Raw genomic sequence first — 18,420 nt, forward strand, 5'->3', positions numbered from 1 at the left:
AGTAGGGCTAAATGTATTCGTCAGCTAGCGCGGGGCGTGTAACATAGATTTAAAGCGAAGCAGCAAACGTAGTGTATTGCCCCTGTGGTAATTGTTGTATAGGGCTTGGGGCGTGGCAAAACGATAAGAAGAGAATCTGATGAAATTTACCGAAGATACCCGCGTTAAAATCCCCGTTATCCTGCATTTGATCAGGCTGGGTTACAGCTATTTGTCACTCAAAACGCAAAACTGGGACAAAGAAACCAACATCTTCCCTGACATCTTCACCTCCGCCCTTGCCAGAATCAACCCCAGTACCGCGCTTGATGACATCGAACGCGTATTTAAAGACACTAAGCTCCTGCTTGATAACGAAGACTTAGGTCGGGCTTTCTTTGAAAAGCTGAGCGATCGCTCGAACATCAAACTGATCGACTTTGAAAACTTCAATAACAACAGCTTCCACGTTGTCACCGAACTGACCTGCGAAAATGGCGATGAAGAATTTCGCCCTGATATCACTTTATTGATCAACGGAATGCCGCTGATTTTTATTGAAGTGAAAAAACCGAACAACCGGGAAGGCATTCTGGCGGAACGGGAACGCATTAACAAGCGCTTCCAGAACCCGAAATTCCGCCGCTTCGCCAACATCACCCAGTTTATGATCTTCTCCAACAATATGGAGTACGACGACAGCGATCCTGAGCCGCTTCAGGGCGCGTTTTACGCCAGCAGTTCTTACCACAAACCTGAATTCAACTACTTCCGCGAAGAAGAACTCGTCAACCTTACGCTACTATTAAAACCGCTTACGGACGACGCCGAACTGACGGTACTGAAAGACAATAACCTTGAGGTTATCCGCACCAGCCCGGAATTTCAGACCAACAAAGACCATAACCGGCCGACAAACCGTATTTGTACCTCTTTGCTGAGCCGCGATCGGCTGGCGTTTATCTTGCGTTATGCGCTGGCGTATGTCGCAGAGCCGGACGGTATCCAGAAACACATCATGCGCTACCCGCAGCTGTTCGCCACCAAAGCGATAGAGCGCAAACTCAACAAAGACGTGAAAAAAGGTATTATCTGGCACACCCAGGGCAGCGGAAAAACGGCGCTGGCTTATTACAGCGTGCGTTTCCTGACTGACTATTTCCAGAAGCAGCAGGTGATCCCCAAGTTTTACTTTATTGTCGACCGGCTGGATTTACTCCAGCAGGCGCACCGGGAATTTACCGCCCGTGGCCTGACTGTCCACCTGATCAACTCGCGTAGCGCCTTCGCCCGCGACATTAAAGCCACGCAGGTTATCCATAATCATCAGGGAAAACCGGAAATCACCGTCGTCAACATCCAGAAGTTCCGGGATGAACCGGACGTTGTCTCCACCAAAGACTATGATGTCAGCATTCAGCGCATCTATTTCCTTGATGAAGTTCACCGTAGTTACAACCCGAAAGGCAGCTTCCTGGCCAACTTAAGCCAGTCCGACACTCACGCCATCAAAATTGGCCTGACTGGTACGCCGCTACTGGGAACAGACTACAACTCTCGCGATCTGTTCGGCGACTATATCCACAAATACTACTACAACGCCTCCATTGCGGACGGTTACACCTTGCGCCTGATCCGTGAAGAGATCGCCACCAGCTACCGGCTGACCCTGCAAAAAGCCTTGCAGGACGCGGAAATCCAGACGGGCGATGTCGACCGTAAGCTGGTCTATGCTCACCCCAGCTTTGTCAAACCGATGCTGGACTACATCATCACCGACTTTGCCAAAAGTCGGGGCGCGCTGAACGATGACACCATCGGCGGTATGGTGATCTGCGACAGCTCCGAACAGGCAAAACAGATGCTGGCGCTGTTCAACGCGCACTATGCCGAAACGCCCGCAGCGGCAGAAACAGAAGACGAACTCCCCATTGCTCACGCCGCTGAACCGGAAGTGGTCTACCTTGCCACCGCAAGGAAAAAGCAAAGCATCAAACGCGCCGCCCTTATCCTGCATGACGTTGGCACCAAGCAGGAACGTAAAGACTGGGTGGACGAGTTCAAAGCGGGCAAGATTGACCTGCTGTTTGTCTACAATATGCTGCTGACCGGTTTCGACGCCAAACGCCTGAAAAAGCTCTATCTGGGGCGCGTGATCCGTAGGCACAACCTGTTGCAGGCGCTGACCCGCGTTAACCGCACTTATAAAGATTTCCGCTACGGCTACGTGGTCGACTTCGCTGATATCCGTCAGGAGTTTGACGCCACCAACAAAGCCTACTTTGAAGAGCTTCAGTCCGAACTGGGCGATGAGATGGAACATTACTCGCGGCTGTTCAAATCGCAGGAAGAGATCCGCGAGGAAATTGAGCAGATCAAAGACGTCCTGTTCCAGTTTAATACCCTGAATGCCGAAATTTTTGCCGACCAGATAAGCCAGATAGAAGACCGACAAACCATGCTGGCGTTGAAAAATGCGCTGGCCGATGCCCGAAGCCTGTATAACCTGATCCGGCTTCAGGGCGACGTTGAGTTTCTCGAGGAACTGGATTTCAACAAACTCAACGTGCTGTACCGTGAAGCCAGCCGCCGCCTCGACCTGCTCAACCTGAAAGCCGATCTGGAGCAGGGCATCGATATCTCCGGGCTGCTGAACCGGGCGCTGGAAGAGGTCATCTTTGAGTTTCACAAAATCGGCGAAGAGGAACTGGTGCTTGCCGACCAGTTGAAAGATACCCTGCGCCGCACCCGTGAAGCGCTGGCCAGCAATTTTGATCAGCAGGACCCGCAGTTCATCACCCTGAAGGAAGAGTTGGAGCGCCTGTTCAAGAAAAAGAAACTCAGCGAAGTTACGCAGGAGGAAATGGTTGCGAATATTGGCACACTCAATAAAATTCATGACCGCATCAAAGAGCTGAATCGCCAGAACGCTCTGCTTCGCGATAAATACCGCGGCGACGTGAAATACGCCCGCACCCATAAGCGCCTGCGGGAACTGGGCAGCCCCAGCGAGCCGGAGCGAAAAATCTTTGAAGCGCTGCTCGGCATCAAGCTGGATGCCGATGATAAGGTGCTGAACAACAGCCAGATTTTAAACAATGAAGGGTACTTTGAACGACAAATGATTTCCTGCGTGCGCACCCACTTTGAAGAGCAGCATCATATAAAACTGACAGCGCAGGCCGCGAGCGATATCAACCGTATGATTGTGGCAGAGTACCTGAACGAATATAACACCGGAGCACTAACGTGGTAGAACAGGAATTTAGAGACAAAACCAAGGCGCTGATCGACAGCCTGAAGAGCATCTGCGCCAACTATGGCCTGGGTAACGACGGTAATGAATTCAAAATCATTACTCAGGCGTTTTTGTACAAATTCCTCAACGATAAGTTCGCCTTTGAAGCTAAGAAAAAGGATAAAAGTGTTGCCAGTGCTGAAAGCTGGGAAGATGCGCTTAGCCAGATGAGTGATGAACAGCGGGACACACTCCAGCAGAAAATGAGCGCGGATACTGCGTGCCTTAAGCCGCATCACTTTATCCGTTACCTGTTCAGCCAGCAAAATGTCGCCGATTTCGCGAAAACCTTCGACGATACCTTGATGGACATCGCGATCACCAATAACGACGTCTTCGCGGTCAAAACCGACGGCGGCGCAAAAGTGGTGCTATTTGACCGCCTCAGCCAGTTTATCGCCGACGAGTCAAAGCGCGACGACTTCTGCCGGGCGATCATCAACAAGCTGGTGGAATTCAGCTTCGAGCGTATTTTTAGTCAGAAATTCGACTTCTACGCCACGATTTTTGAATACCTGATCAAAGACTACAACAGCAACGCGGGCGGCAAATACGCTGAGTACTACACCCCCCACGCCGTGGCGCGTATTATGGCGGCGATCCTGGTGCCAGAAGCACAGCGGGGCGTGGTGCGTAACGTCAGCTGTTATGACCCGTCTGCCGGGTCCGGCACGCTGCTAATGAACGTGGCGCACGCCATCGGGGAAGATCGTTGCAGCATCTTTACCCAGGATATCTCGCAAAAATCCTCCAGCCTGCTGCGTCTGAACCTGATCCTCAACAATCTGGTGCATTCGATCCCGAACGTGATTCAGGGCAACACCATCCTGCACCCGTACCATAAAGACGGGCAGGCGCTGAAACGCTTTGACTATATCGTCTCTAACCCGCCGTTTAAGATGGATTTCAGCGATTTTCGCGACGATCTCGATACCAAAGAGAACCAGCAGCGTTTCTTTGCCGGGATACCGAACGTGCCGAAAGCCGCCAAAGACAAAATGGCGATCTACCAGCTGTTCCTGCAACACATTATCTTCTCGCTGAAACCGGGCGGCAAAGCGGCGGTGGTGGTGCCGACCGGCTTTATTACCGCCCAGTCCGGGATTGATAAAAGTATTCGCCAGCATCTGGTCAACAATAAAATGCTGGCGGGCGTGGTGTCGATGCCATCGAATATCTTTGCGACGACCGGGACGAACGTTTCCATTCTGTTTATCGATGCCAGCAACAAAGAGAAAGTGGTGCTGATTGACGCCTCGAATCTGGGCGAAAAAATCAAAGACGGCAAAAACCAGAAAACGGTGCTGACCGAAGAGGAAGAGCTGCGTATCTGCGAGGTGTTTAACAACAAGTGGACGGAAGACGATTTCTCGGTGGTGGTCTCTTATGATGAGATTGCGGCGAAAAATTACTCGCTCAGCGCCGGGCAGTATTTCGACATCAAGATTGAGTATTCGGATATCACGCCGGATCAATTTGCCGCGAAGATGAAAGGGTTTACCGATAATCTGGACAGCTTATTTGGTCAGTCGCGTGAGTTGGAAGCGGAGATTAAGAAGGGACTGGCGGGGTTGAAGTATGAGTAATCAGATAAATGCAACTCTCGGCGATTTAGTTCAGGCTGGGGGAGGGATAATTCATACGGGGCCTTTTGGAAGCCAACTCCATGCTGCGGATTATATTTCAGAGGGTATTCCTTGTATTATGCCTGCTAATATGAAAAATAATCGTGTAGACCTATCTAAGATAGCTTTTATCTCTGAAAAAGATGCCCAGAGGTTATCGAAATATCTTGTGAAAGAGGGGGATGTTGTTTATAGCCGAAGAGGGGATGTGACATTAAAAGCATTAATTGGGTCGCGTGAGGTTGGATATTTTTGCGGAACGGGTTGCTTATTATTACGCCCGGGCGATAAGCTTGATCCTGATTATCTCACCTACTATCTTAGCACCCCTAAAATTCAGTCATGGATTATTAGTCAGGCGGTTGGTGCTACAATGCCCAATCTTAATACGGGGATTTTGTCTCGAGTCCCTTTTATTGGCCCGGAAAAGGCTACGCAAGAAAAAATTTCAGCAATACTTCGTGCAATTGATGACAAGATAGAAGTTAATAACCATATCAACACCGAACTGGAAACTATGGCGAAAATGCTGTACGACTACTGGTTTGTACAGCTTGATTTCCCTGACGCTAACGGAAAACCGTATAAAACATCCGGCGGGAAGATGGTGTATAACGCAACGCTGAAACGCGAAATTCCGGAGGGTTGGAAAATTGGCAATGCTTCGGAGTTGTTTAACTTTAATCCACTGACTTCTTTAAAAACAGGAAGCCTTGCATCTTATATAGATATGGATTCTTTACCTGTTAAAGGGTTTATGACTAAGAAAATCCAAAAGAAAGAATTCGCTGGTGGTACTAAATTTATTAAGAATGATGTGGCAGTGGCCCGAATAACACCTTGTCTGGAAAATGGGAAAACTGGATTAATATCAAAATTAAAAGAAGGTGAAGTGGGGTTTGGATCAACGGAATTTATTATTCTAAGAGGAAAGGAAATTTCTTTATCTGGATTCGGTGCATGCTTAGCCCGTTCCGATTCCTTTCGTCAATTTGCAATATCAAATATGACAGGGACATCTGGCCGAAAGCGTATTGAATCAAAGATACTGGAAACATACACTCTACCGATTCCTTCGCAAAGTCTTTTGATGAAATTTGAAAATATAGTACAGCCATTTTTCGACATAATGACATCTAAGAGCATCGAAAATGATGAGCTTACAGCTTTAAGAGACTGGCTCCTCCCCCTGTTAATGAACGGACAGGTTACGGTAAAATAATCGCCCTACGGTTTTGCGAGGCGGATTCCAGATTAACATCACGCCTCGCTTACCGTCATAAAACTGTTTGCTGTCCGTAATTGATAGCGGTATCTTTTGCCCGCACCTGCAAATTCAGGTGCCAGGTTTGACAGCCTGACTATCAACGCGGACAGCCGCCGTTTTCCGTAGTGCGGTTTTTTTGTGTCCTTCATACGCCCATATTATGGTGGGGCGTAGCGGGGGAGCGTTCGCGCTCGCCGGTTCCGTTGATGCCGGTCTGTCAACCCTGTTACGTCTCACCACCCCGTTTGACAGCGGTCTGGTGAGGTTTGCAAAACCTAATCAACGAGGCTGCCACTATGGCTACGATCCCAACACCTACCCACCCATCATCCGAAAAATCGGCAAAAAACCAGCGCCGCTACACCGTCAGCTACGTTCCCAGCCAGAACGGCCCCAGCACGCCTGCGATTAACCTCAGCGGCAAATGGCTCAAAGACGCTGGCTTCGACACCGGTACCGGCGTTACGGTGAAGATTGCTGGAGACTGCATTGTGCTTATTCCCGACGGCGATGAAGTGCAGGCTCTGCGCGAGCAGCTTAAACAGATGAAGCAGGCGATAAAAACGGTGAAAGCGGAAGTGCTGAACGCACTTTAAATGACTGAATCAGCGGATTCGTTTAATAAACGATTGGGATGCAGAAAAGCAAAAACCCAGCCATAGGCTGGGTTTTCTGAAGAAGTGGTGCCGGACTCGGAATCGATGTTTCTAATTAACTTGTTTATATTTAAGGTTTATTTTTAATTTGGTGGTTTTTGTACCCTCAATTGTACCCTCGGTTCGCATTTGTCGGTTTTGGTGTCTCGAACCGGGTAACGAAGATGCTGACATTATGAGTTTGCTTCTTATGCGCATCTTTTTGAGGGTGATACTGTATTGTACCTCATCATTTGAACAAGTTGTCTGCGCATTTGATTTGTCTCAAGCTCTCACTGTTCTCAAGAGTAAAATGATAAAAGCTGTTACCCCCGTCTCCTACATCAATATGCCAGCTTTTCTTCACGATGTACGCAAACGCTGCTTTGCAGACCAAAGTCTTCTTACCGTCGACAAAACCAAATTCTTTTGCAAGTGATGATTTGTTCTGGCACTCACTGTGGATAGCAAGCTGCAGCGGCAATAATGTATGCCACGCCTCATCCTGAGACATACTCTCATGGAACGCAGGTTTATCTTGGGGTAACTGTATTGCTGATTTTATTCGTGCCATTTTAAAGTTCTTAAAACCACAGCTTTCAGCCTTTGCATTTCGATCATAAGCTCTGAAATACCAGTGCCCTCGATCCACGAAAATTGCAGTTGGGAAAAGCACCCTTTCATCGTGGTTTTCGCTCGAAGAGGAGAGGTAGCAGCACTGTATTCCACTTTGGCTGTGAATCGCTCGTGTGATGGCCACAACATTTTTCTCCTGTAGTGTGTCCGTGGTCATTAACGCATCTATAGAGCCTGCAGGTAGATAGGGCGGTCTGGTCAGTAACTCATTCCGACAAAATCCACGCAGTATGAAATTGAGGGCCGTGTGGACGTTAAGCATGATCAACGGTGAAAACGAACTATCCGTCGCTATTGTTGTACGGGATGTATTATTTCGGTCCGTATTTTCCGGGCGTAATACCTTGTATCGCTTTAAATCATTGGAAGCTGTAGCCTGACCAATCTTGAACTCATCAATGAGGTCGCTTCTTGCGATCTCCCCCAGATATCTCAGCCTGAAATCAATAAATGCCAGTCGCTCCGCCTGTGATAGCGATTCATTTTCTGCCAGATTTTCGAATGTTGGTGTCATGATTTTTTCTCTTAGTGGATTTAAAAATTATATTTGCTTGATCTGTTTTTTTCAAGTTGTTAGTATAAACGCTCACTAAACACACAGGAGTAAGATTCATGGCTAAAAATGCACCTTATGGCGATAACCGCCGGGTTGGGATGGTAAAAGAACGCTCACAAGCTTTTAACCCTCAAACAGAACAGTGGGTTAAGAGAGACGCGACAACAGGGCGATTTATGGATGTGAAGCAAGATGGAACCCCGTTCAAAGGGGTCAGGAAAGAAAAATAATTGGGCGGTATCAGAAATACCGCCCGACAAATCGGAACAAGTGGGCGCTTAAGGTGAGATTTAAGTGCTGAGATACAGCAGCCACAGGATTTGTTGCCAATAACAGTACAATTTTTTACTGAAAAAGCAACCTTCCTGTGGCAATCAGGAGGGCTTATGCCTGTTATTGAAGAGCAAGAATACATTTTTAGACCGTACATTACGGTTAAAGGGCGGCGGATCACCCGACCTAATGGTGGAATGTTTAAAATTCCGGTGAAAGACAAGAAGCCTGAAACAAGGGATACGTCACGATGAACTGCATAGAATCGACACGTTGTCCTCGCTGCAATAAGTATGCTGAGGGAGTTCTCTCTATCGAAATCTTGTTTGGTTTCAGAAATCTGAGAGGACAACGAAAACCTCAATCGCATTGCCGCGCTTGTCGTATTGAAGAGCTACGGTTGTCGCGCCAACTTGCAGCATGATTAAGTGAACCAGGCTCGGCTATGAGTCTGGTTTTTATGGAATCTTTGCCGGGTAGTGTTTGGCAATGATGTCGTTCATCTTCTCAACCAAATCCGAACGCTTAAAGATAATGTGCCCCGACCCCTTCTGGAAGTAGCGAATCTCCACGTACTCATCCTCAAAAACGGAGGCGTGTTGCTTGCTGATATGCGCGTCAAACCTGACTGCAAGATCGTTGCGATTCTCAGGGACGGGTTTGCCATCCAGCAAATTCAACATGCGATCCAAATCGGATAACTGCTCACGCCTGCGGCCATGGCGGAAATGAAATCCCCAGCGGTCATATTGCACTAGACCATCGACGATGATTTTCTTACCGAACATACAGGGGCTGTTGCTCTTGTAGTCCCAGCTCAGTGATTTGAAGACGTTAATGATCCCACGCTCAAAGACTTCTGCTTTGCTTTGATGCAACTGCTCAAAGGTACTGACAATATTGGCCTTACTTATGGCGGGTATGTCACCCCTCTCCAGACTGTTGTACCACTCGTCACGTGCCTGAGCGTCCATCAGCGCGATCATGCCGGATTTCTTCATCAGATTACGCCAGATACTACGATCGATATTGCGGGTGATGGCTTTCATGGCTGTTTCAGGCGCTTCTGTTAACCAGCTCCCATAACGGTGCCCCTCCCGCATGGCCCAGTCATTAGACGTACCGCCGCCAATGCTGATGGTTACCTGAGAGATCGTATCAAGTTGCTGGGTCAGAGTATCGATGCATTCCAGTGCGTTATTACGTCCCGTGACGACACGCTCAATATTGGTGGAGCAAATTATGTCGGTGTGGCCGGTTAACACTTCGGATTCGGTGAAGTTAAGGTCTGACATTTTTTCTTTCCTTTATCTAAAAGCAAAGCGCCAGCCGGTAAGGGCTGGCGCTTATACGTGTGTAATGAGTATTGCCTGGTGGTTAATCAGTTCTGGTCTGTTGCAGAAGCTGGATTGAGCGGGCGCGAACACCATTTTGCACCCGCTCAATCCAGGACAACAACTTTGCTAAGTTGGTGTTGTCTTCGTCGTTGTCGAAGATGATCCTCGTACCGTTATCGACATTGTCCTGCAGCCAGCCAGTCAGACTATTGAGAGCGACTTCAGTGGTTAACTCTGGCATTAGAGTTTTTTGTGGTGATTGATGTTGTGTTACCAGTCAAATGTGGGAAAACCTGGCAGCACTTCGCCACAGGCATCAAGATGAATAATGCTGACGGAGTAACGACGCATAAGTGCTACCACCAGACGACGACAGGCTTTCGACAAACCGAGTCGTTTTAGCCGCAACACCGGAAATGACCACGCGCTCAGACGGAGCAGATAGCCGGTGCCTGAAAAATGGATCCATTCTGACTCGCTAAAGTCTTCATGCTGATGCGACTGTTTGTACAGCAGGGTGTTGTCGGCTTCGGTGATATGCGCGGTACTGCAATGGATACCGGTAAGGTGGACGGCGGGTAGTAATGGATCTTCAACAACCCGCTTTCCGGGGGTATCAGCAATACGAAGTGAATATCCGTTGTCGCAGATCGCGTTAATAATATCGTCCAGTTCAATGCCATCGATATCCACGATGATACGACCCATGTTGAGGGCCAGTACATTGATAGCATCGGCTTCTGCCGTCAGGGATAGTTTCATGAATGTTGCTCCCGAGCTGCATTTCCAGCGATGAGAAGAGTGATCCTTTTATACCCGTTACGTTGCATCAAACCCGTTGCCCGTCTGGCCCGGAGAATATCAATCACCCCGATAAAAGGGGACTGATGCTTAATGGAGAAACCGGGACGATCAATCCGCACCAGTTCAGATTTTTCAACGAGAAAATTGAGTGCATCTGACAGTGAGATACCGGCGTCAATATATTGCGTAATAATCTTCTCATCGGAAAATTGCGTGTCGCTAAGCGAAAGGCCGTAATGTCTTTTTAACAGATACGTAAGAAGTTGCTGCCAGATTTCAACGGGCGTCGGGCGTGACGGTGCCTTCCGCTTCGGGATGGCGGATAAGGTTTGCATAATGAAATGTTCCTGAATGAAGTCGGGTTAAAAAGAATGAAGGATTATGGGACGGGGTTACCAGGTTATGCTGTCGTCTGGTGTCGGATAAATTGCTGTATAAATGTAGCCATGTGATCCGAGGGAATCTGCTTCACAGGTCAGCCCTTTTGCATATAACGTGACACAGTGCTGATGGCGGGGATTGAGCTCACCGGAAACCAGCATTAATTCCAGCTGTTTGAGCAGTACCGGAAATGCCTGATCGAGATGGCGTAAATCCGCATCGCTGAACACACCGGCGATACTGGCCCGATCAGCCAGATAATGCAGGCGGTTGCCTTCCTGTACCAGTCGTGCGCCAAAACACGGAGTGATGCCCGGTTTCAGCCCCCACCAGGGCTCAGAGACATCATGGTTTACTGGAGGTATTGGATTCGACAATTTAGTGCTCCTTAATTAAGGTTAATTGAGCGTGACGCTACGCAATACGACATACGGGCCGTTACGGTCCTGGCTGCGTTCAGCGAATACAGCCAGCACACCACTGATATCCTGCACCTCCCGGCCGGCATAGTGGCAGATACTGCCGGACCACACGTATTTCCCGGTACAGAAGCGAAACAACCGGGACTGCGGTTGTTGACGGTATATTGCCATTGCCTGACGTTTGCTGATTATTTTCATCGCTGTTTACTCCTTACAGCCAGCCGCGCTCAGCAAAAGAGACAATATCCATCCCGCCGATGATCAGATGGTCCGGCAGGCGAATGTCAACCAGTTCCAGAGCCTGTTTCAGACGTTCCGTAATCAGCCTGTCGGCTTTACTGGGTTCAGCCTCTCCCGACGGGTGGTTATGCGCAAGAATGGCTGCGGCAGCGTTATTTTTCAGGCCGGATTTAACGACCTCACGCGGGTGAACGGTGACAGTGTTGATCGTCCCCAGAAACAGTGTGTCGTGGGCTATCAGTCGATTCTGGTTGTCAAGCCACAGGACGGTGAAAGCTTCGCGGTCAAGTGTGGCAAGCTGCAGACGCAGCCAGTCACGAACGGCATGGCTGGAGGGAAATGACGTGCCGGGTTCGCGTAGCTGGTACTCCAGCAGGGTTAAGGCTTCCCGGATAGTGTGTTGTTCTGATGACGTTAATGAGGCGGCAAATAGCGGTAGCTGTTGTTCCATACCAGAGCTCTCTCAGTCAATAATACGCATAATGGCGTTGCATTCCGCGTGGTTAATCGCGTAATCGCGCAGGTGGTAATAGTGTCCGGTCATGGCATCGCATTCCGTGCGACAGGCGTGGTGGCTGTAGGCGATGAGGCAGACCGCAATCCCGGCGGCTTCAGCGCTCATCTCCGCGCCGTTGCCGTTCATGGGGTTAAACAGCACCCATTTCTCATCGTCGCCTTCGTCAGCGTCCGGGGCCATAAATGCCCCGCCGTTGGCCAGCGTATAAAAATTCCAGATGCCCCCGCTGTAGTGCTCACAGAAACGCTCCATCCACGCAAAAACAGCCGGTTCAAGGATTATCCATTGTGGAATGCTGCCAAAGTGCTGCGGCCAGAAGGCAATGCGCTGTTCATCCGGTACAGGTGTGCAGACAATTGCGGTTGCGTGCTGTTGTTCAGGGGATGCTGAGTCGACGGTATTGTCGTCCAGGGTGAGCATGTTGTTCATTTGATTTCCTTTGTATTTTCAGGTGGGTTGTTGAAACGAAGTGACGGACAGGACTGTGCGTAGCCATTCTCATCACAGCGTGAGGGCCAGAGCCCCTCAGAGATACTTACGCTGCACAGGCTGAGTTCACCGGGACGATAAAGAAGGTGAGAGCACCAGGCGCACAGGTCGTCATCAGAGATGGAGCGGCAGCCTTGCTCACTGTTCAGGGAGAACGGATGTGGCGAAACCTGAATCACGCCGCCGGGAATACACTGCATTACTTCAGACTCTCCAGCAGACTTTCCGCCATCACCCAGAGCGCACGGTTGAGCTTCACGTCACCGTCGATGCCCTTAACCGCACGAGTGTGGGTACGTTTACCCTGTGCGGTGCGCCCGCTCAGTCCGCCTTTCAGCAGGTTCTCCTGGATGCGCTGGTAGGTGGTCCACAGATCGCCACTTTCATCCTGCCAGCGGCGTGCAGACAGAATTTGAGACTCTGTCACTGGCTGGTGCTCTTCCCCAAAGCGGTACGTCAGCGCAGCCCTGGCAAACGCCTGTTGTGCTGGCGGGGGAAGTAACAGCGACTGCATGGCATCCCGCTTCTCCTCCACCCTGTCAAATATCCCCAGCACCTCATATGCCCCCTCAATGACCTTTTCCACCACGTTGCCCCGGTGTGGAACCCGAATTTCACCAAACGACTGCCCGCAGACGAGCGAATTGGTGCAGACACTTCGGAATATTCCCGGGAGTAACTGAAAACTGGACTCACCACCGTGCGAATTCAGGATGATGATTTCCGGCACCTGCTGACCGGTGATTTGTCCTGACTTGCGCAGGCGTAGCATGTGTTTCGTGTGCTCGCGGCGGCCCGGGTCGCGTACCCGGGACTGGCAGGCGAAAAACGGCTGGAACCCTTCGTTCTGCAGGTTTTCCAGCAGGGTGATGGTAGGAATAAATGTATATTTTTCACTTCGCGAGGCATGTTTATTCTCCCCGAAGACGCTGGGGACGACCTGCATCAGTTCGTCACGGGTCAGTGGGCAGTCACGGCGTATCTGATTAATTTGGCCAAAGCGGCTGGCTAATCGCATGGTTTATTCCTTATCGGGTTAATCTGGCGGCATAAAAGCAAAAGCCCCTGCTCCGTGAGGAGGCAGGGGCAGATATGATGTTCATGGTGGGAGGGATATGGCGGGCAGGATTACAGCGTATCCAGAATCTTCAGTATCTGCGCCATCAGGGCGGTTATCAGTGCGCTAACCAGAAGCGTCACGGCTTCTCTGGCGGCATCAATGCTGTCGTCATCGTAACCGGCCTGACGAAAGCGGATTTCAATATACTGCCTGGCCTGATGCCCGCCACACCAGGTCAGTACCTGGCTCAGGGCGGTTACCAGCATTTTCAGAACGGTCATAGGGTTTACTCCGGACTGCGCAGCGGCAGCCCGTTGGTCATGTGGCATTTTTTAGGTTGGGAAACGTTAACCAGGGGGGGGCTCAGTGGTAAGTGTAACGCCACCCCCCCTTATCAGTAGTGACGACGACTTCTGAAGCCACGCAGTTATTATAAAAACTCACGCTGACGGACTGCCCGTAACGCAGGGTGGCAGGCAAAATAGTTTCTTTATTGCTGGAGTACAGATATTTCTGGTTGGCAATGCGACAGTTTCCCCGGTTCACGTCAATATTTTCGACTTTCACGGTGTTATCCAGTGCAGTGACCACGACAGTGACGTAGCGTGTTCCGGCAGGGTGAACCTGATTACTGGTCTCCACTTTGATGGATGGCGTTGGCTCTGCCAGCGCCTGGGCTGACAGTGCAAACAGCGCGGGCACCAGCATGTGTTTAAATTTCATAATCTGTTCCTTTTAAAAATAACGTCATCAACAGGTATTAAATTCAGATGCAGGCTAGAGTGCATCTTTACCCACGCAGCCGTGGGTCCCGAATACCGGCAATACCTTTGCTGCCCCGGCCAGCGTGAATGTGGCATCCTTAACACCGTCTCCGGTTACTGAGACCTGTTTGCCATTACGTAACTGAGCCCAGGCCAGCGCCAGGTTATTACCGCCCACGCGACTGCCAGATTCGCTGATATCAATAAGTGCTCCACCGTCGATACTGACCTGAAGGCTTTTATCTTCATCCATACTGACCTGATGCCCGCTGGTGTCAGTAAATATGACTGTGGCCGGTTGCGAGCCATAATCCTCGCAACTCAGAGACAGCTGCGACTGACCTTCCCCGTTGATAACAAACTCTGATACTCCCTGGCCCCATCCACGGGTCCAGGTCTCCTGACTACCAGATGCCTGCGCCATAACCGGCAGCAGACTGCCAGCCAGTATCAGGATGCTGAGTGATACATTTTTCAAGATGAACTCCTTACTGTTAGTAAAACGGCGGTGCTGATGAATGAACATGAGGGTTCATTCCCGGATGAGCCTGCTGATGTACTGAAAATGCGGCAGGGCCTGAATAAATCGCGGGTCTTCAAAAATCCGCCGGATATGACTGCTTCTGGTGAAGCCACCGATGGTCATAACCACATCGGTGATGGCTGAAAGGGTAAATACCTGAATCTGCTCGCCAGTGACTGCCGTCAGGTACCACTCGCCTTCCAGACAGATAAGCCGGTAAGGGGCAACGGCGGACTGATGGTGTCCGTGGTGCAGAAAATGAATGCGGCGATTGCTGATGATGGCCTGGATAATGACCTGAAAACCGCCAAACAACGCCGGAGCCTGCCGGGGTGGCGCATTCCAGATAATGCAGGGGGAGTCCTGGCCGTTGTCGAGCAGGACAGACAACAACTTAGGGTCAAGTGCTGGAAAGTAATGTGCCACCCTGGTTATCCGGGCAAAACGGATAATGTCGCTGTTGGTACGAAAGGGGCCCCGGGCATCCCGGAGACTGACGTGACCGTCGATATATTCCGTGTCGATATAGCGCAGTCGTTCACGCAGGTCGCGCTGAACGGTACGCTCAGAGACGCCAAACTCCTGAGCAAGTTGCCTGATACTGAGCGTTTCCCCCATAAAGAGGCGGCTGACCAGTATGGCGAGACGGCTTGCCAGGCGGTCATAGCGTTGTTCCTGTTCAGACATGAGTGATGCTTCCTGCGCAAATTGCAGCCCTGTCGTGGCTACTGGTTAAGTAAAAAAGGTGTTAACGGGAAAGGTGCTGCTGTCTCAGCCATGACACGATGATGCATGCGGGAATCGTGACCCGATAAGCCGGACCGGCGATGTCGGAAATCATCCATGCTGAACTCAGTGCGATGGACAGAGGACCCGCCAGTACGGAAAGTGCACGTGAAGCGACCACAACAGTTCCCCAGGTGGCGACACCGCCAAGGGAGGTGATGACACTGGCAGACAGCATTGTTGCCAGCTCGAGCGCAGCCAGTGAGGAAGTCCGGATGGCAGCCTGAACGGCGATAAGAATGAGTTGCGGCGTGGGGTTTGTCAGATCCAGATGCATATTGCGGGAAAAAGCAGCCAGCTCTTCTGGTGTCATCTGATCCAGGCTCTTTTCCAGTACCTTCATCAGCAGAGTAAGCTCAATGGTTTCGGTAGTGCTTTTCTGGTTGTAATTCACATCAAGCTTGTCACACACATCGACGAGAATTTCCCGATAGGTCACGCCTTGCCCCAGCCGGACCAGACTCGCCAGGGTATTTGCGCCGTAACGCTGAAGCTCAGCGGCTATCAGTTGCCAGTAGCGGCGATGGTCTGGTGCCAGCAGACGAAACTCCGGGGTTCCGGTAAGACTCTCTGTCCAGCGGGTATCACCGTCGCGTGGGTCAGTGGTCAGGATGGAAACCAGCAGTTGCAACTCTTCATTACTGCACTGGCCCAGCAGGTTTAAATCAGGGTCATTACGGTAGACAGCCATTATCGGTCCTCAGTCAGAGTGATATGAGGTCACACTGTAAAAGAGGCGGTTGCACGGATGTGTCATCGAAAATGATGGATTTTTATACGCAACGTTCGGCTGGCGACAGGGTATGTCGATATTTCGGCGGAGCGACCATCAGCCAGCCAAAATACCACATGCCAGTCCTTGTTCATGAAGGTGATATATATCTGAAAAATAATTGAAAAGGTGAAGATTGCATACATTGTGCTGGAGGGGATAGCGGGTTATCGGGGAGAGTGGTTGGCAGGATTCTGGCTGTTTAACACGTGGTCGGCTTTGTTGAATAAATCAGATTTCGGGTAAGTCTCCCCCGTAGCGGGTTGTGTTTTCAGGCAATACGCACGCTTTCAGGCATACCTGCTTTCGTCATTTTGTTCAGCGCTCGTACCAGGGCCATAGCCTCCGCAACCTGACCATCGTAGTCACGCAGCGTCAGTGAACCCCCGAACAGCTGTTTTACCCGGTATATCGCCGTTTCCGCTATCGAGCGACGGTTGTAATCTGTTGTCCATTTCCACCGCGCATTACTCCCGGTCATTCGCTGATTGGCCACTGCACGGTTACGGTCTGCATATTCACCGGGCCAGTAACCCGCACCTTTTCGGGGAGGGATAAGCGCGCTGATTTTCTTACGCCGCAGTTCATCGTGACAGAGCCGGGTGTCGTAAGCGCCGTCTGCCGATGCTGCCCTGATTTTTCTGTGAGTCTGCCGGATAAGACCCGGGAAGGCTTCTGAGTCCGTGACGTTGTTCAGCGACAGGTCTGCGCAGATGATTTCATGTGTTTTGCTGTCAACTGCCAGATGCAACTTTCGCCAGATACGACGGCGTTCTTTGCCGTGTTTTTTGACTTTCCATTCGCCTTCACCAAAGACCTTCAGCCCGGTGGAATCAATCACCAGATGCGCGATTTCACCCGGGGTGAACGTTTTGAAACTGACATTAACCGACTTTGCGCGCTTGCTGACACTGGTGTAATCCGGGCAGCGCAACGGAACATTCATCAGTGTAAAAATGGAATCAATAAAACCCTGTGCAGCCCGCAGGGTCAACCTGAACACGCGTTTAATGACCAGAACGGTGGTGATGGCGAGATCAGAATAGCGCTGAGGTCTTCCCCGTGATGAAGGCGTTGCCGGCTCATACCAGGCCTGAATAGCTTCATCATCCAGCCAGAAAGTTATGGAGCCACGGTTGATGAGGGCTTTATTGTAGGTGGGCCAGTTGGTGATTTTGAACTTTTGCTTTGCCACGGAACGGTCTGCGTTGTCGGGAAGATGCGTGATCTGATCCTTCAACTCAGCAAAAGTTCGATTTATTCAACAAAGCCCTGTCAAAGTTTCACAATTTACGCGCTGTGCTACATGGGGGGGTCCTCATGTAGCTTATGAGGACATTACTAACATCGCGGTGTATTAATCGACGGTGAGCAGATCAGGTAAACATTTTTAACTCCAATAACCTGAATAGAACGCTCCCTACTTCATTCATTTCTTACTCCATGATAAAAATTAAAAGATGGTAATCTTAAATAACCATTTTTAACTCCTAACTTCTTAGCGGCATTTAATTTCTGAGAACTAATGGTTTTAACACTTCTATTTAAGGATGATGCTATTCTAGAAGGAGTTAAACCATGTCGGAACATAATTACTACCCTAAACTCAGAATCTGTCATCATTGTTTTTTTCTTTATTTTACATGAAGGTCTGGTTAACTCTTTGTGAATCACATCAAGTATATACTCAGGTTCCCTTCTGACCTCAATAAAAACCAATGTATAGCCGCACATAATCTCTAATAAATCATGCACTTCTTTTGTTGACAAAACAATGATGCAATTCCTTGAATTTATATTTGATCTAATTAAAACAGCATATCTAAACAAATCAGAGCATTCCGGATATAGAATGACAACATCTGATTTTCTAATGCAAACCGATGCACTGAACCCTGAGTTTTTCGTCGAAAAGGGGGGGAGCATACAGATAGAAAACCTATCAACAAAAGATAATGAAAAAAGTTCGCTCAGTCCCTCAAATGTATATATACACTCACCAACGTAAACAATATTAACCATTGATAAACCTTTATTACTTCATGAAAATGCAACC

23 protein-coding genes are annotated in these 18,420 nt (G+C 49.8%); 6 read left to right on the forward strand and 17 right to left on the reverse strand.

Going from position 1 to position 18,420, the window contains the following annotated elements:
* Positions 1–139: 139 nt before the first annotated feature.
* The 4 genes from ACH1XZ_RS18480 (at position 140) to ACH1XZ_RS18495 (ending at position 6,765) form a co-directional block, all read left to right on the forward strand.
* The gene (locus ACH1XZ_RS18480) at positions 140–3,235 is read left to right on the forward strand and encodes a type I restriction endonuclease subunit R (RefSeq protein WP_395596682.1); all 3,096 of its coding nucleotides are present in this window, start codon (positions 140–142) and stop codon (positions 3,233–3,235) included.
* On the forward strand, positions 3,229–4,863 hold the full coding sequence (locus ACH1XZ_RS18485; RefSeq protein ID WP_395596683.1) for an HsdM family class I SAM-dependent methyltransferase: 1,635 nt from the start codon (positions 3,229–3,231) through the stop codon (positions 4,861–4,863). The genes ACH1XZ_RS18480 and ACH1XZ_RS18485 overlap by 7 nt, the downstream gene beginning before the upstream one ends.
* Positions 4,856–6,124, forward strand: coding sequence for a restriction endonuclease subunit S (locus ACH1XZ_RS18490; protein ID WP_395596684.1), 1,269 nt, complete (start codon positions 4,856–4,858; stop codon positions 6,122–6,124). The genes ACH1XZ_RS18485 and ACH1XZ_RS18490 overlap by 8 nt, the downstream gene beginning before the upstream one ends.
* A gap of 341 nt (positions 6,125–6,465) precedes the next feature.
* A complete protein-coding gene (locus ACH1XZ_RS18495) occupies positions 6,466–6,765 on the forward strand; it encodes a SymE family type I addiction module toxin (protein WP_395596685.1) in 300 nt (99 codons plus the stop codon).
* A gap of 289 nt (positions 6,766–7,054) precedes the next feature.
* On the opposite strand, the gene ACH1XZ_RS18500 is transcribed toward ACH1XZ_RS18495, so the two are convergent.
* Positions 7,055–7,954 (reverse strand): WYL domain-containing transcriptional regulator, encoded by a 900-nt coding sequence (locus ACH1XZ_RS18500; protein WP_270504068.1) that lies wholly within the window; start codon positions 7,952–7,954, stop codon positions 7,055–7,057.
* A 98-nt stretch (positions 7,955–8,052) separates the two neighbouring features.
* Here ACH1XZ_RS18500 and ACH1XZ_RS18505 point away from each other — a divergent pair, with 98 nt between their 5' ends.
* A complete protein-coding gene (locus ACH1XZ_RS18505) occupies positions 8,053–8,226 on the forward strand; it encodes a hypothetical protein (protein ID WP_270504069.1) in 174 nt (57 codons plus the stop codon).
* 156 nt (positions 8,227–8,382) lie between these two features.
* A complete protein-coding gene (locus ACH1XZ_RS18510; protein WP_191119885.1) occupies positions 8,383–8,523 on the forward strand; it encodes a hypothetical protein in 141 nt (46 codons plus the stop codon).
* Between the two features lie 204 nt (positions 8,524–8,727).
* Here the strand turns inward: ACH1XZ_RS18510 and ACH1XZ_RS18515 are convergent, their stop codons facing one another.
* The 16 genes from ACH1XZ_RS18515 to ACH1XZ_RS18590 all read right to left on the reverse strand — a co-directional run bounded on the left by ACH1XZ_RS18515 (position 8,728) and on the right by ACH1XZ_RS18590 (position 18,386).
* Positions 8,728–9,564, reverse strand: coding sequence for a DUF4942 domain-containing protein (locus ACH1XZ_RS18515; RefSeq protein ID WP_213354171.1), 837 nt, complete (start codon positions 9,562–9,564; stop codon positions 8,728–8,730).
* Between the two features lie 82 nt (positions 9,565–9,646).
* Positions 9,647–9,847 (reverse strand): hypothetical protein, encoded by a 201-nt coding sequence (locus ACH1XZ_RS18520; protein WP_395596686.1) that lies wholly within the window; start codon positions 9,845–9,847, stop codon positions 9,647–9,649.
* Positions 9,848–9,876: 29 nt separating this feature from the next.
* Positions 9,877–10,368, reverse strand: coding sequence for a DUF5983 family protein (locus ACH1XZ_RS18525; RefSeq protein ID WP_270504075.1), 492 nt, complete (start codon positions 10,366–10,368; stop codon positions 9,877–9,879).
* Positions 10,365–10,745: a TA system toxin CbtA family protein gene (locus ACH1XZ_RS18530; protein WP_101739931.1), complete on the reverse strand. Its 381-nt coding sequence runs from the start codon at positions 10,743–10,745 to the stop codon at positions 10,365–10,367. Before ACH1XZ_RS18530 ends, ACH1XZ_RS18525 begins: the two co-directional genes overlap by 4 nt.
* Before the next feature lie 57 nt (positions 10,746–10,802).
* A complete protein-coding gene (locus ACH1XZ_RS18535; RefSeq protein ID WP_270504077.1) occupies positions 10,803–11,168 on the reverse strand; it encodes a type IV toxin-antitoxin system YeeU family antitoxin in 366 nt (121 codons plus the stop codon).
* 21 nt (positions 11,169–11,189) lie between these two features.
* Positions 11,190–11,411 (reverse strand): DUF987 domain-containing protein, encoded by a 222-nt coding sequence (locus ACH1XZ_RS18540; protein WP_270504080.1) that lies wholly within the window; start codon positions 11,409–11,411, stop codon positions 11,190–11,192.
* Positions 11,412–11,424: 13 nt separating this feature from the next.
* Positions 11,425–11,904: a RadC family protein gene (radC, locus tag ACH1XZ_RS18545; RefSeq protein ID WP_270504082.1), complete on the reverse strand. Its 480-nt coding sequence runs from the start codon at positions 11,902–11,904 to the stop codon at positions 11,425–11,427.
* 12 nt (positions 11,905–11,916) lie between these two features.
* Complete coding sequence (locus ACH1XZ_RS18550; RefSeq protein WP_270504087.1) at positions 11,917–12,390, reverse strand: antirestriction protein; 474 nt, start codon at positions 12,388–12,390, stop codon at positions 11,917–11,919.
* 268 nt (positions 12,391–12,658) lie between these two features.
* Complete coding sequence (locus ACH1XZ_RS18555) at positions 12,659–13,477, reverse strand: DUF932 domain-containing protein (protein WP_270504083.1); 819 nt, start codon at positions 13,475–13,477, stop codon at positions 12,659–12,661.
* 110 nt (positions 13,478–13,587) lie between these two features.
* The gene (locus ACH1XZ_RS18560) at positions 13,588–13,800 is read right to left on the reverse strand and encodes a hypothetical protein (protein WP_270504219.1); all 213 of its coding nucleotides are present in this window, start codon (positions 13,798–13,800) and stop codon (positions 13,588–13,590) included.
* An 82-nt stretch (positions 13,801–13,882) separates the two neighbouring features.
* A complete protein-coding gene (locus ACH1XZ_RS18565) occupies positions 13,883–14,242 on the reverse strand; it encodes a hypothetical protein (RefSeq protein WP_073901162.1) in 360 nt (119 codons plus the stop codon).
* Between the two features lie 54 nt (positions 14,243–14,296).
* Positions 14,297–14,707 (reverse strand): hypothetical protein, encoded by a 411-nt coding sequence (locus tag ACH1XZ_RS18570; RefSeq protein WP_395596698.1) that lies wholly within the window; start codon positions 14,705–14,707, stop codon positions 14,297–14,299.
* 108 nt (positions 14,708–14,815) lie between these two features.
* The gene (locus ACH1XZ_RS18575; RefSeq protein WP_270502583.1) at positions 14,816–15,493 is read right to left on the reverse strand and encodes a helix-turn-helix transcriptional regulator; all 678 of its coding nucleotides are present in this window, start codon (positions 15,491–15,493) and stop codon (positions 14,816–14,818) included.
* Between the two features lie 61 nt (positions 15,494–15,554).
* The gene (locus ACH1XZ_RS18580; RefSeq protein ID WP_270502582.1) at positions 15,555–16,283 is read right to left on the reverse strand and encodes a YaaW family protein; all 729 of its coding nucleotides are present in this window, start codon (positions 16,281–16,283) and stop codon (positions 15,555–15,557) included.
* Positions 16,284–16,635: 352 nt separating this feature from the next.
* Positions 16,636–17,559, reverse strand: a complete 924-nt coding sequence (locus ACH1XZ_RS18585) for an IS5 family transposase (protein WP_458276275.1) — start codon at positions 17,557–17,559, stop codon at positions 16,636–16,638.
* Positions 17,560–17,789: 230 nt separating this feature from the next.
* Positions 17,790–18,386: a helix-turn-helix transcriptional regulator gene (locus ACH1XZ_RS18590; RefSeq protein ID WP_270502580.1), complete on the reverse strand. Its 597-nt coding sequence runs from the start codon at positions 18,384–18,386 to the stop codon at positions 17,790–17,792.
* Positions 18,387–18,420 lie beyond the last annotated feature (34 nt).

This window comes from Kluyvera chengduensis, from assembly GCF_044197065.1.
GTDB lineage: Bacteria > Pseudomonadota > Gammaproteobacteria > Enterobacterales > Enterobacteriaceae > Kluyvera > Kluyvera ascorbata_C.